Source organism: Pseudomonas sp. TE3644, assembly GCF_056278815.1.
In genome coordinates, this window is sequence record NZ_JBWBQF010000001.1 from 3,635,644 (window position 1) to 3,647,909 (window position 12,266).

Consider the following 12,266-nt stretch of genomic DNA (forward strand, 5'->3'; position numbering starts at 1 on the left):
CCCAAGTGTCGTAAAATCGCCGGATCATCCCACTGTGTGATTTATGAGCATCGACATCAACGAAGCCCTCAAGGCACTCGACAACCCCACCCGCCTGGCGATCCTTGGCTGGCTCAAGGAGCCGAGCAAGCATTTTCCCGAGCAGCAGGTGAACCCCGACGAGGTGGGCGTGTGCGTGAGCATCATCCAGGCCCGCGCCAACCTGTCGCAATCCACCGTGTCGCTGTACCTGGCGGCGCTGCAACGGGCCCAGCTGGTGACCTCGCAGCGGATCGGGCCGTGGACGTATTACAAGCGCGATGAGCAGAACATCGAAGCTTTCCAGCAGGCGCTGCGCGCGTTGATTTGACGCGCCTGCCTGGGGAAATACCTGTGGGAGCGGGCTCTGCCCGCGAAGGCCACACCGCGCGGGGCCTGATACCCCCCGGTGTGCTTTTCGCGGGCAGAGCCCGCTCCCACAGGCTGAATGGCTGCTAGCGCACGCGATAGACCTTCACCAACACCGCCTCTTTCCCAGGCTTGAGGCTGGTCAAACTCCCCACGTACACCGCCTTGTTCAGCCAGGCATACGGCCCGTCAGGCGCCTGAATGTTAATGGTGGAAAACGCATAGCGCTCATTCCCCGTGCCATGCACCAGCACCTGATTGCGCACGGTCAGCACCGCGCCGTCATCGGTCTGCATCTCATACAACGCATCCAGTTGCTTCACGCCATCGGCGCGCAGCAGCTGACGGTCGGCGCCGCCGGCCAGCACCTTGCCCTTGAGCCCCGCCCCATGAAATTCCCCGCCGGTAATCGGCACCCTGAAACGCTCGCCCAACGGGCCCTTGCCCAGGGTTTCGCCGGGGGCGATGTCGATGACGGCTTCGTACACTGGCTCCAGGGTAGGCGCGGTATCGGCGGCGTGGGCGTGGGGCAGCAGCAGGCTGAGGGCGAACAGCAAGGGGTAACGGCGCATGGTGGCATCCTTTCGAGTTGTTGTTGGGAAGCGGCTTGACCAGCAAAGTAGTTAATAGTATTAACCATATTGCTCAGTCCATCACAACAACAAAAGGAATTTTTTCAGTGAAGCGATCGATCGTGCCTTCATCCCTGACATTGCTGAGCCTGTGCGTGGCCCTGCCGCTGTCCACTGCGGCGCTGGCGGACGACGCCCAACGCTGCGCCGCGCTGGCCAGCAACCTGTCCGGCGTCACCCTGACCCAGCACCAATGGATCGCCGCCGGCCAACTGCCCCAGGCCAACCCCGGCCGTGCTGCCTTGACCGGTGCTGCCCTGAGCAAGGCGGCGATGCCTGCGCACTGCCTGGTGCAAGGCGTGATCGGTGCCCGCACAGGCGCCGATGGCCAGGCCTATGGCACCCACTTCGAGCTGCGCCTGCCCAGCCCCTGGAACGGCCGCTTCCTGTTCCAGGGTGGCGGTGGCATGGACGGTGTGGTCGGGCAGGCACTGGGCGCCATCCCCTTCCGTGGCGCCAGTGCCTTGCCTGCCCTGGACCGTGGCTACGCGGTGGTGGCCACCGACTCGGGCCACACCGGCAAGGACAGCAGCGACGCCAGCTTCGGCGCTGACCAACAGGCGCGCCTGGACTACGCCTATGCGGCCATTGGCACCGTCACTCAGCAGGCCAAGGCGCTGATCCTGAGTTACTACGGCAAGGCCCCACAGCACAGCGTATTCATGGGCTGCTCCAACGGCGGGCGCTCGGCGCTGATGGCCGCGCAGCGCTACCCCACCCAGTTCGACGGCATCATCGCCGGCAACCCCGGCCTGCGCCTGAGCCGCGCCGCCGTGGCCCAGGCCTGGGACACCCAGGCCTTCAGTCGCGCGGCGCCGCGCACCGCTGACGGCCACCCCATCCTGGCCCAGGCCCTGACCCAGGCCGACCAGGACCTGGTCGCCAAGGCCGTGCTGGAGCGCTGCGACGCCCTGGACGGCCTGAAGGACGGCAGCATCGACGCCATGAGCCACTGCCATTTCGACCCTGCGCAACTGACCTGCAAGACCGGACAGACCGAGGGCTGCCTGAGCCAGGCCAAGGTCGACGCCCTGCACGCGGTGTTCAACGGCGTGCACGACAGCCACGGCCAGGCGTTGTACAGCGACTGGCCGTGGGATGCCGGCATTGCCTCCGACGGCTGGCGCGTGTGGAAGCTGGGCAAATCCACCACGGGCAAGGCCGATGCGCGCAATGCCACCCTGACACCTGGCTCGCTGGGGCTGTATTTCATGACCCCGGCCAAACCCGATCTGGATCTGGCCCAAGTCAATTTCGACCAAATGGTCGAACATACCGCGCAGACGGCGGCAATCAATGATGCGGTGGCCACGCAGTACGCCACATTCACCCAGGGTGGCGGCAAGTTGCTGGTGGTCCAGGGCAACAGTGACCCGGTGTTTTCCGCCAACGACCTGCGTCGCTATTGGCAGCGTTTGAGCACCGACAACGGCGGCCGTGCGCAGACTGAGCAATGGGCGCGACTGTTCGTGGTGCCTGGCATGACTCACTGCGGCGACGGGCCGGCGCTGGATGATTTCGACCCGTTGACGGCGATGGAAACCTGGCAGGACACGCAGCAGCCGCCGGCCCGGCTTGAGGCCCGTGGCATCGCGTTCCCGGGGCGCACGCGGCCGCTGTGTGCGTATCCGCAGGAGGCGCATTATCAGGGCCAGGGGGATGTGTTTGCCTGTCAGGAGCCCTGAAACCGTAAGCCGTAGCCGCTGCCGCAGGCTGCGCTGGCCCTCATGTACACTGGATATCTCCAGCGAGACACGGGGGCCAGCGCAGCCTGGCGGCAGCGGCTACAAGTTGTGGCTAGAACAGTTTGATCGGGTAGCCAATCGTCAACCGCGTCTCATCCAGGCTGTTCTGAAAGGTCGAGCGCAAGCTGTACAAGCTCATCGACACACTCAAATCCCGCCACTGCCCTGACTGCACCACATACTTGAGGGCGAAGTCGCGCTCCCACTCATGCCCGTCCACCGCGTTGCTGCGCTGCACGCCCCAGCCATGCACGTACTTGGCGGTGGCCACCAGCCCCGGCACGCCGCTGGCAGCGAAGTCATAGTCGTAGCGCAGCTGCCATGAGCGCTCATGGGCGTAGCCGAAGATATTGTTGACGTGGTTGGTCATCACCGTGGGGCTGTCCTGCAGGCCGACAAAGTCGTCCTTGCCGAACAGCTTCTGCAGGCCCAGCAGAAACGTATGCCCACTCTGCCGCCAGCTCAGCCCGGCGTAGGCAGCGCGGTTGTCCAGGTCGCCGGCCTTTGCCGCCCCCTCCTCGGTACTGACGTACAACCCGGTATCCAGGCGCAGGATGCCGGTGCCCATGGGCTGGTCGTAGGTAAAGCGGTACAGGTCCTGAGCGTAAATATCCTTGAGTTGCGCGTGCCAGTACGCCAGTTGCAGGCGCCCGTCCACCAGGCGGAATTCGCCGCCCAGGTAATCGAAGTAGTCGCCGTCGATGGTGCTGCCGTGCATGTGCAGCTTTTCCTGGTTGGTGGAGTCACGGTTGCTGAAACTGTCCAGGCGCCCAGCGTACAACGTGGCCCACTTCACCGGGTCGGACACTGCGGTGGCGCCCACGTAGGTCTGCGGCAGCAGCCGCGCGTCGTTGGTGCGCACCACCGGCAGGCTGGGCATCTGCTCGCCCACCTTGACCAGGGTATTGAAGCCCTTGAACTTGACCGCCCCGCCCAACCGGCCGTACTCGGCCGGCGCACCGCTGGCAGTCTTGGGCAGCAGGCCGGAACCCGTGCTGCCGCCGCCGCTGTCCAGGCGCACGCCCCATTTGCCGATCACATCGACGCCCACGCCGATCACCCCCGGCGTATAGCCCGAACTGCCTTGCAGGATGAAGCCCTGCGCCCATTCCTGGCGCTGGTTCTGGGTGGCGTCGCTGTTCTTGTAGTTGCCCTGATAAAAGGCATTGCGGGTATTGAGGGTAGCCGTGGCATCGTCAATGAAACCCTCGGCCCGCACCCCTGCACTCGGTAGAAGGCAGCCGACGCCGAGGGTAACCGCCAGGGTGGAGACGCACTGATGCCTGCGCGGCATGAAAGGCTGTGCCATGGGATTCTGACTCCGTTTTATTGTTGTTGTCGGAACATTGCCGAGCACGCTCGGCACCCACTGAGTATGACTAAACAGTTAATCTTATTAACCGTTATGAACATTAACTGTTCGCTGATCGCCCGCAATCTGGTCGGCGCGCGCCGGGCGGGCTGGTACACTGCCCCATCGCACTTGTTCAAGGACCGCCATGATCCAGATTCGCCCCATGACCGACGCCGATTTCGACGCGTTCTGGCCTACCTTCCAGGCCGTGGTCGCTGCCCGTGAAACCTACGCCTACGATCCTGCCGTCACCGCCGAACAGGCGCGTCAGCTGTGGATGGGGCTACCGCAGCACACCCTGGTGGCCGAAGAAGACGGCGTGCTGCTGGGCAGCTACTACCTGAAGGCCAACGCCGCCGGCCCCGGCAGCCACGTGTGCAACTGCGGCTACATGGTCACCGAGGCGGCCCGTGGCCGCGGCGTGGCGCGCCTGATGTGCGAGCACTCCCAGCAACTGGCACGCGACAGCGGCTTTTTGGCCATGCAGTTCAACTCGGTGGTGGCCAGCAACGAAGTGGCCGTGGCGCTGTGGACCAAGCTGGGTTTCGAGACGGTCGGGCGCCTGCCCAAGGCCTACCAGCACGCGCGCCTGGGCCTGGTGGATTGCCTGGTGATGTACAAATGGCTGGCGGTCGAAGCCCCGCGTACCTTGCTGATCGGCCGCAAGAACATCGAATCGGTGGTCTCGCGGCCCCGCCGCAAACCCTGATCTGTAGCCGCTGCCGCAGGCTGCGCTGGCCGGTATGCACCCTGCAGATCCCCAGCCAGGCGCAGGGCCAGCGCAGCCTGGCGGCAGCGGCTACGTCCCCTACAAATTTGATAATCCGCGGCATTGATGCCACTCTCGGGTTATCCGGTTTTTTCCATCATCGTCATCCGGTTCAAGAGGAGGCTTTCTTTCTGTCGTGCAGCAGTACCGGCCCCTGACAGGTCGGATTCAGACCGTTTGAATGAAGCCAGCCGCGGGCTGGCTCCATTGCTCTCAAGGAATGTGCAATGACTCAACAACGACACGTAATCAACGCATCCGTCAGCCCCAAGGGCAGCCTGGAAACCCTGTCCCAACGCGAAGTGCAACAACTGAGCGAAGCCGGTTCCGGCAGTATCTATGCCCTGTTCCGCCAGTGCGCCCTGGCTATCCTCAACACCGGCGCCCACATCGACAACGCCAAGACCATCCTCGACGCCTACAAGGACTTCGAGGTGCGCATCCATCAGCAGGACCGCGGCGTGCGCCTGGAACTGCTCAACGCCCCCGCCGACGCCTTCGTCGACGGCGAAATGATCGCCAGCACCCGGGAAATGCTGTTCAGCGCCCTGCGCGACATCGTCTACACCGAAAACGAGCTGGACAGCACACGCATCGACCTGAGCAACTCCCAGGGCATCACCGACTACGTCTTCCACCTGCTGCGCAACGCCCGCACCCTGCGCGCCGGCGTGGAGCCCAAGATGGTGGTGTGCTGGGGCGGCCATTCCATCAACAGCGACGAGTACAAATACACCAAACGCGTTGGCCACGAACTGGGTCTGCGCAAACTGGACATTTGCACCGGCTGCGGCCCGGGCGTGATGAAGGGGCCGATGAAGGGCGCCACCATCGCCCACGCCAAGCAGCGCATGAGCGGCGGCCGCTACCTGGGCCTGACCGAGCCGGGCATCATCGCCGCCGAGGCGCCCAACCCCATCGTCAACGAACTGGTGATCCTGCCCGACATCGAGAAGCGCCTGGAAGCCTTCGTTCGCGTGGGCCACGGCATCATTATCTTCCCCGGCGGCGCCGGCACTGCCGAAGAGTTCCTGTACCTGCTGGGCATCCTCATGCACCCGGACAACGCCGGGCTGCCGTTCCCGGTGGTGCTGACCGGGCCGAAAAGCGCTGCGCCGTACCTTGAGCAACTGCACGCCTTCGTCGGTGCCACGTTGGGTGAAGCCGCCCAGCGCCATTACCAGATCATCATCGATGACCCGGCCGAAGTAGCGCGGCAGATGACCCAGGCCCTGAAGGACGTGAAGCTGTTCCGCCGCGAGCGCAACGACGCCTTCCACTTCAACTGGCTGCTCAAGATCGAGGAAAGCTTCCAGCGCCCCTTCGACCCCACCCACGCCAACATGGCCGCGCTGCAACTGAGTCGCGCCCTGCCGCCCCACGAACTGGCGGCCAACCTGCGCCGGGCGTTTTCCGGGATCGTGGCGGGCAACGTCAAGGACAAGGGCATCCGCCTGATCGAGCAGCACGGCCCTTACGAAATCCACGGCGACGCCGAGATCATGCAGCCCCTGGACCGGCTGTTGAACGCCTTCGTCGAGCAGCACCGCATGAAACTGCCCGGCGGCGCGGCCTACGTGCCCTGCTACCGCGTGGTGCAATAAGCCCTGTAGCCGCTGCCGCCAGGCTGCGCTGGTCCCGTGCCTCACTGAAGATACCCAGTGTACAGGCGGGCCAGCGCAGCCTGGCGGCAGCGGCTACAGCGTGTACGGGCAACCATCAATTGCATCGATAACCACCATCGCACCCTTCGTCTTCCCCCCTCGCCCCCGGCGCGCAACAATCCTCCCACACACCATGTCTCGGGAGGGACCTGCCCATGCTCATTCACGTGCTCACTTGCCTGGCGCTGACCGCCGTCACCCTGCACCTGTTCGTCCTTCCCGCCGTGGACATGGCCCGCGCTGTCGCTAGCAGCCAATAGCCATCAGCTTGCACATGCAAAATCGTTCACTTGAGTTTCACCTGCATGAGCTCGAAGCTGACCCCAGCGAACATCAACTGCGTTGATGCTTCTTTCTGCCCCGGAGACTGCCCGATGATCCGATCCGTGACCTTGAATGTGCGCTTCCCCCGCTTCGGCACCAACTATTACGTACAAGATGTGGTGTCGCTGAAGGCGCCGCTGCAATTGATCACCAACAGCGGTTTCGACTCGGTGCTGATGCCCCAGGCCAGCCAGCATTTCAGCAATGAGGTGGTGGGCCTGAATGATCAGTTCCGCTTCCTCAACAACATCCTGGCCGCCCATCTGCTCGACGGCGCTGCACCACGCGGCAACGCCCGGTCTTGAGCCATTGCCAGCATTTGTAGCATTCACGATACCCTGATTAGCTTGCTATCTAATTAGCCGATTCGCAGAATTGCGCCTCTTTTCAACGAGTTAATGAAATGCGTATTTTTTCCGCCTTGGTACTTTCCCTGAGCCTGTGCAGCACTGCCGCCATGGCCAATGACGTGGTCGGCGCGGTAGTCGGCGCCGCCGGTGGCGCGGTGGTTGGTAACCAGCTGGGCGGCACCCAGGGTGCGGTCGTTGGCGGTGTGGCCGGCGGCGTGCTGGGCGTGGCTGTTTCCAGCCTGCTGGACCACGATAAAGGTGGTCACCACCACGATCACGGCCGTCCAGGCCCGGCCCCTGCCCCACGGCACGGCGGCCCGGACCATGGGCCTGAGCACTTCCATCATGAAGGTGAAGGCGGTCCACGTCCTTGATGAAAAAACCCGGCTGATGCCGGGTTTTTTATTTGCATGCAGCCCCTATGCTTAGCCGTCAGCCAGACGATGTGGCTTTGGCTTTGGCTTTGGCTTTGGCTTTGGCTTTGGCTTTGGCTTTGGCTTTGGCTTTGGCTTTGGCTTTTGATCTTGCCGTTGCTGTGGCTTTTGATCTTGCTTTTGATCTTAGGCCCCGTTAGAGCCAAGGGCCGACCGGAGGCGTCGATCAAGCGGCCTTCAGCGTAGCTGAAGGAGACGGAACCGGAGACGCTTCTATTCCGGGCCGTCGTCCGCTTGATCGACGCCGTAGGGAGGGGACCCGAAGCGCAGCGTAGGGCCCAGGCTCGGGGCGATGCCCTTTTTGCTTACTTTTTGGGGCGACTGCCAAAAAGTGAGTCGCCGTAAGGGCGAAACGGTCGGTGGTCGCACCCTAAATAATGGATATGCTCACGGCCCCCAGAAGCGGGATCCGCAAACCGCGAGCATATCCATGATCACAGGTGACACGCAGTCACCTTTCCGCCCTTACGGCGGGTCACTTTTTGACAAACGCCTCAAAAAGTAACCAAAAAAGGCTTGCCCCCGAGCCCGGTCCCTCCGCTTCGCTCCGGGTCCCCTCCCTCCGACGTCGATCAAGCGGACGACGGCCCGGAATAGAAGCGCCTCCGGTTCCGTCTCCTTCAGCTACGCTGAAGGCCGCTTGACCGACGTCTCCGGTCGGCCCTGGGCTCTAACGGGGCATACAATCAAGATCAAAGGCCTCACGGAAGCAAAAGCAGTTCGCGGTGTGAGTGCGCATGCGAACGGTCACCACCAATCACCGCTGATACTCCCTCGGCGTACACCCAAACTCCCGCCGAAACACCGTATGCAAATACTGCGCAGACGTAAACCCACACCGCGCCGCCACCTCCGCAACCCCCACCGCCCCCTCCCGCAACTGCACCGCCGCCGCCTCCAACTTGAACCGCAAAATCTCATCATGCACCGTACACCCCCGTTCCTTGCGGAAGTACGCCTCCAGCGACGAGCGCGACACCCCCACATACCCCGCCACCTGCGCCGTCTTGATCCCCTGGCAGGCGTACTGCCGGATAAAGTGCAACGCCTGCATCACATAAGGATTACCCAACGGCTGATGCAAACTGGACGCCTGAACATTCACCCCCTCCGGCGCCACCAGAATCTGCTGCCCGGCGGACGGCATGCCATGCAGCATCTGATGCAGCAACTGCGCCGCCATGCGCCCCATGGCCTCGGTGCCCTGGATCACCGAACTGAGCGGCACCCGGGTCAAACTGCGGGTCAACGGATCGTTGTCGATACCGATCAACGCCACCTGCCCCGGCACCGCAATACCGGCAGTCAAGCACGCTTGCAGTAGCTGCCGAGCGCGGGCGTCGGTCACGGCGATGATGCCGATGGGCTTGGGCAGGCTGTGCAGCCAGGCGATCTGCTGCTCCACGGCGCTGTCCCACAGCGGTGCGCTGGTGCCCAGGCCGCGATAAATCTCGCCGTGCAAACCGTCGCGCTCCATCAAGTGCTGGAAGGCTTTTTCGCGCTCCTGGGCCCAGCGGTTTTCCTGCGCCGGCGGCAGGCTGAAACAGGCGAAGCGGGTCAACCCGGCCTCGATCAGGTGCGCGTACGCCTGCTTCATCAAGGCGGCGTTGTCGGTGGCCACGTAGGGGGTGTGCCGGGGGTAGGCACGTGCATCTTCATAAGAGCCGCCCACCGCCACCACCGGCAAGCGGCTGTGGGCCAGGGCCTCGCCAATCAGAGGGTCGTCGAAGTCGGCGATGATGCCGTCGCCCTGCCAGCGCTCGATGCCCTTGAGCCGGCACAGAAAGTCCTCTTCCAGGAACAGGTCCCAGGCCGCGCGGGTGCTGCTCAGGTAGTTGCCGATGCCGCTGATGATGCCCCGGTCGTAGACCTTGCTGCCGTTGAACAGCAGGGCGATGCGATGGGCGGGCGGTAGGGTTTTCATTGTTCTTGTCCTTGGCCGTTCGACGCCAACCGCCAGCGCGCTACGCAAAATCGCACCCCGAGTTGGTGATTTTGATAATAGCCGCGCCGCGCCGTATCGCTAGTATCAGGACACCGCCAAGAACAACAACAGGAACCCCAGATGCCCTATTTCCCCGGTGTGGAAAAAATCCGCTACGAAGGCCCCGACAGCACCTCGCCCCTCGCCTTCCGCCACTATGACGCCAACAAATTGATCCTCGGCAAGCCCATGCGCGAGCACCTGCGCATGGCGGTCTGTTATTGGCACACCTTCGTCTGGCCCGGCGCCGACGTGTTCGGCGTGGGCACCTTCAAGCGCCCTTGGCACCAAGCCGGCGATCCGCTGGAAGTGGCCATGGGCAAAGCGGAAGCAGCGTTCGAGTTTTTCTCGAAACTGGGCGTCGACTATTACAGTTTCCATGACACCGACGTGGCCCCCGAAGGCGCTTCGCTGAAGGAGTACCGCCACAACTTCGCGCACATGGTCGACCAGTTGGAACGCCATCAGCAAACCACCGGTATCAAGCTGCTGTGGGGCACCGCCAACTGCTTCAGCCACCCGCGCTATGCAGCGGGCGCGGCCACCAATCCCGATCCGGACGTGTTCGCCTACGCCGCCGCCCAGGTATGCAGCGCGCTGAACGCGACCCAACGGCTGAAGGGGTCGAGCTATGTGCTGTGGGGCGGCCGTGAAGGCTACGAGACCCTGCTCAACACAGACCTCAAACGCGAGCGCGAGCAACTGGGCCGCTTCCTGCGCATGGTGGTGGAGCACAAGCACAAGCTGGGCTTTACCGGCGACCTGCTGATCGAACCCAAACCCCAGGAGCCCACCAAGCACCAGTACGACTACGACAGCGCCACGGTGTTCGGCTTCCTGCAGCAGTACGGGCTGGAGAAGGAGATCAAGGTCAACATCGAGGCCAACCACGCCACCCTGGCCGGCCACAGCTTCCAGCACGAAATCGCCACGGCCATCTCCCTGGGGATTTTCGGCAGCATCGACGCCAACCGCGGCGACCCGCAGAACGGCTGGGACACCGACCAGTTCCCCAACAGCGTCGAGGAGATGACCCTGGCCACCTACGAGATTCTCAAGGCCGGCGGTTTCCGCAACGGCGGCTTCAACTTCGACGCCAAGGTGCGCCGCCAGAGCCTGGACGAGCTGGACCTGTTCCACGGCCATGTGGCGGCCATGGACGTGCTGGCCCTGTCGTTGACCCGCGCTGCGGCGATGGTGGAGAACGACCTGCTGCAACAGTTCAAGGATCAGCGCTACGCCGGTTGGCGCCAGCCGTTCGGCCAGTCGCTGCTGGCCGGTGATTTCAGCCTGCAGACCCTGGCCGAGCATGCCCTGGCACACAGCCTCAATCCCCAGCCCGTCAGCGGCCGCCAGGAGATGCTGGAAGGCGTGGTCAACCGCTTTATCTACACCTGAGTGACGCCCGGGGTGGCGGTTACATTCGCGCGACAATTCTCTGCTCGCGAACGGCCGCCACGCTCTACAGTGTTATCGGCACCCGGAAACCGGGGCCTGTGTCTCCAACAACAATAAAAGGACGCCCAGCATGAAGTCATTCAAACGCACCCTGCTCGCCAGCGCCTTGGCCCTGCTTTCGCTGCCGGTCATGGCCGACGCTGCCCACCCCAAAATCGGTTTTTCCATCGACGACCTGCGCCTGGAGCGCTGGTCCCGCGACCGTGACTACTTCGTCGCAGCAGCGGAGAATATGGACGCCAAGGTCTTCGTGCAATCGGCCGATGCCAACGAGCAAAAGCAGATTTCACAGATCGAAAACCTGATCTCGCGCGGCGTCGACGTGATCGTCATCGTGCCGTTCAACGCCACCGTGCTCACCAACGCCGTGGCCGAGGCCAAGAAGGCCGGCATCAAGGTGGTGTCCTATGACCGCCTGATCCTCAATGCCGATATCGACGCCTACATCTCGTTCGACAACGAGAAGGTCGGCGAAATGCAGGCCGGCGGCGTGCTGAAGGCTGCGCCCAAGGGCAACTACTTCCTGCTCGGCGGCGCGCCCACCGACAACAACGCCAAGGTGCTGCGCGAAGGCCAGATGAAGGTGCTGCAACCGGCCATCGACAAGGGCGATATCAAGATCGTCGGCCAACAGTGGGTGAAAGAGTGGAACCCCACCGAGGCGCTGAGCATCGTCGAAAACGCCCTGACCCGGAACAACAACAAAATCGACGGCATTGTCGCCTCCAACGACGCCACCGCCGGCGGCGCCATCCAGGCCCTGGCCGCGCAGAAGCTGGCCGGCAAGGTGCCGATCTCGGGCCAGGACGCCGACCTTGCGGCGGTCAAGCGCGTGATCGATGGCACCCAGACCATGACCGTGTACAAACCGCTGAAGCTAATTGCCTCCGAGGCCGCCAAGCTGTCGGTGCAACTGGCGCGCAATGAGCACCCTACCTATACCTCGCAGTACGACAACGGCAGCAAGAAGGTCGACACCATTCTGCTGACCCCTACCCCGCTGACCAAGGACAACATCGACCTGCTGGAGAAGGACGGCTTCTACACCCAGGCGCAGATCGCCGGGAAGTAAAACCGCGGTGCCTATGACGCGGCCTTCGGCCGCTGCTACAGGGGCTTTGTAGCAGCTGCCGAAGGCTGCGTCACAGGCAACACCGTACCAACC

12 protein-coding genes are annotated in these 12,266 nt (G+C 63.4%); 9 read left to right on the forward strand and 3 right to left on the reverse strand.

The genetic code is table 11. The features are described 5' to 3' along the window. Positions 1–43: 43 nt before the first annotated feature. Complete coding sequence (locus ACZ9GA_RS15875) at positions 44–349, forward strand: ArsR/SmtB family transcription factor (protein ID WP_027980513.1); 306 nt, start codon at positions 44–46, stop codon at positions 347–349. A 124-nt stretch (positions 350–473) separates the two neighbouring features. Here ACZ9GA_RS15875 and ACZ9GA_RS15880 read toward each other — a convergent pair whose 3' ends face one another. After that, positions 474–959, reverse strand: coding sequence for a DUF3237 domain-containing protein (locus ACZ9GA_RS15880; RefSeq protein ID WP_457361777.1), 486 nt, complete (start codon positions 957–959; stop codon positions 474–476). Positions 960–1,066: 107 nt separating this feature from the next. Between ACZ9GA_RS15880 and ACZ9GA_RS15885 the strand changes: the two genes are divergently transcribed. Beyond that, entirely contained in the window at positions 1,067–2,704 is a 1,638-nt protein-coding gene (locus ACZ9GA_RS15885; RefSeq protein WP_457361776.1) for a tannase/feruloyl esterase family alpha/beta hydrolase, read from the forward strand. 112 nt (positions 2,705–2,816) lie between these two features. On the opposite strand, the gene ACZ9GA_RS15890 is transcribed toward ACZ9GA_RS15885, so the two are convergent. Then, a complete protein-coding gene (locus ACZ9GA_RS15890) occupies positions 2,817–4,073 on the reverse strand; it encodes an OprD family outer membrane porin (protein ID WP_457361775.1) in 1,257 nt (418 codons plus the stop codon). Between the two features lie 190 nt (positions 4,074–4,263). Between ACZ9GA_RS15890 and ACZ9GA_RS15895 the strand changes: the two genes are divergently transcribed. The 5 genes from ACZ9GA_RS15895 (at position 4,264) to ACZ9GA_RS15915 (ending at position 7,799) form a co-directional block, all read left to right on the forward strand. Further along, positions 4,264–4,827 (forward strand): GNAT family N-acetyltransferase, encoded by a 564-nt coding sequence (locus ACZ9GA_RS15895; protein ID WP_457361774.1) that lies wholly within the window; start codon positions 4,264–4,266, stop codon positions 4,825–4,827. A gap of 287 nt (positions 4,828–5,114) precedes the next feature. Continuing rightward, positions 5,115–6,491: a nucleotide 5'-monophosphate nucleosidase PpnN gene (gene ppnN, locus ACZ9GA_RS15900; RefSeq protein WP_457361773.1), complete on the forward strand. Its 1,377-nt coding sequence runs from the start codon at positions 5,115–5,117 to the stop codon at positions 6,489–6,491. 434 nt (positions 6,492–6,925) lie between these two features. Continuing rightward, positions 6,926–7,180 carry a hypothetical protein gene (locus ACZ9GA_RS15905; RefSeq protein ID WP_457361772.1) on the forward strand — a complete coding sequence of 85 codons (255 nt, stop codon included), beginning with the start codon at positions 6,926–6,928 and terminating at the stop codon, positions 7,178–7,180. 98 nt (positions 7,181–7,278) lie between these two features. Further along, positions 7,279–7,599: a glycine zipper domain-containing protein gene (locus ACZ9GA_RS15910; protein WP_155980608.1), complete on the forward strand. Its 321-nt coding sequence runs from the start codon at positions 7,279–7,281 to the stop codon at positions 7,597–7,599. 47 nt (positions 7,600–7,646) lie between these two features. Then, positions 7,647–7,799 carry a hypothetical protein gene (locus ACZ9GA_RS15915; protein WP_457361771.1) on the forward strand — a complete coding sequence of 51 codons (153 nt, stop codon included), beginning with the start codon at positions 7,647–7,649 and terminating at the stop codon, positions 7,797–7,799. A gap of 617 nt (positions 7,800–8,416) precedes the next feature. Here ACZ9GA_RS15915 and ACZ9GA_RS15920 read toward each other — a convergent pair. Then, a complete protein-coding gene (locus ACZ9GA_RS15920; protein ID WP_457361770.1) occupies positions 8,417–9,583 on the reverse strand; it encodes a XylR family transcriptional regulator in 1,167 nt (388 codons plus the stop codon). Positions 9,584–9,724: 141 nt separating this feature from the next. Here ACZ9GA_RS15920 and xylA point away from each other — a divergent pair, with 141 nt between their 5' ends. Further along, on the forward strand, positions 9,725–11,041 hold the full coding sequence (xylA, locus tag ACZ9GA_RS15925; protein ID WP_457361769.1) for a xylose isomerase: 1,317 nt from the start codon (positions 9,725–9,727) through the stop codon (positions 11,039–11,041). Positions 11,042–11,171: 130 nt separating this feature from the next. Further along, on the forward strand, positions 11,172–12,173 hold the full coding sequence (gene xylF, locus ACZ9GA_RS15930) for a D-xylose ABC transporter substrate-binding protein (protein ID WP_457361768.1): 1,002 nt from the start codon (positions 11,172–11,174) through the stop codon (positions 12,171–12,173). Positions 12,174–12,266: the final 93 nt, after the last annotated feature.

Excerpts from the sequence above, each read along its gene's own strand:
- ACZ9GA_RS15880 (WP_457361777.1), bottom strand. The coding sequence starts at position 959 with ATGCGCCGTTACCCCTTGCTGTTCGCCCTCAGCCTGCTGCTGCCCCAC.
- ACZ9GA_RS15895 (WP_457361774.1), top strand. The coding sequence starts at position 4,264 with ATGATCCAGATTCGCCCCATGACCGACGCCGATTTCGACGCGTTCTGG.
- ACZ9GA_RS15905 (WP_457361772.1), top strand. The coding sequence starts at position 6,926 with ATGATCCGATCCGTGACCTTGAATGTGCGCTTCCCCCGCTTCGGCACC.
- xylF (WP_457361768.1), top strand. The coding sequence starts at position 11,172 with ATGAAGTCATTCAAACGCACCCTGCTCGCCAGCGCCTTGGCCCTGCTT.
- ACZ9GA_RS15915 (WP_457361771.1), top strand. The coding sequence starts at position 7,647 with ATGCTTAGCCGTCAGCCAGACGATGTGGCTTTGGCTTTGGCTTTGGCT.
- ACZ9GA_RS15890 (WP_457361775.1), bottom strand. The coding sequence starts at position 4,073 with ATGGCACAGCCTTTCATGCCGCGCAGGCATCAGTGCGTCTCCACCCTG.
- ACZ9GA_RS15875 (WP_027980513.1), top strand. The coding sequence starts at position 44 with ATGAGCATCGACATCAACGAAGCCCTCAAGGCACTCGACAACCCCACC.
- ACZ9GA_RS15910 (WP_155980608.1), top strand. The coding sequence starts at position 7,279 with ATGCGTATTTTTTCCGCCTTGGTACTTTCCCTGAGCCTGTGCAGCACT.
- xylA (WP_457361769.1), top strand. The coding sequence starts at position 9,725 with ATGCCCTATTTCCCCGGTGTGGAAAAAATCCGCTACGAAGGCCCCGAC.
- ppnN (WP_457361773.1), top strand. The coding sequence starts at position 5,115 with ATGACTCAACAACGACACGTAATCAACGCATCCGTCAGCCCCAAGGGC.
- ACZ9GA_RS15920 (WP_457361770.1), bottom strand. The coding sequence starts at position 9,583 with ATGAAAACCCTACCGCCCGCCCATCGCATCGCCCTGCTGTTCAACGGC.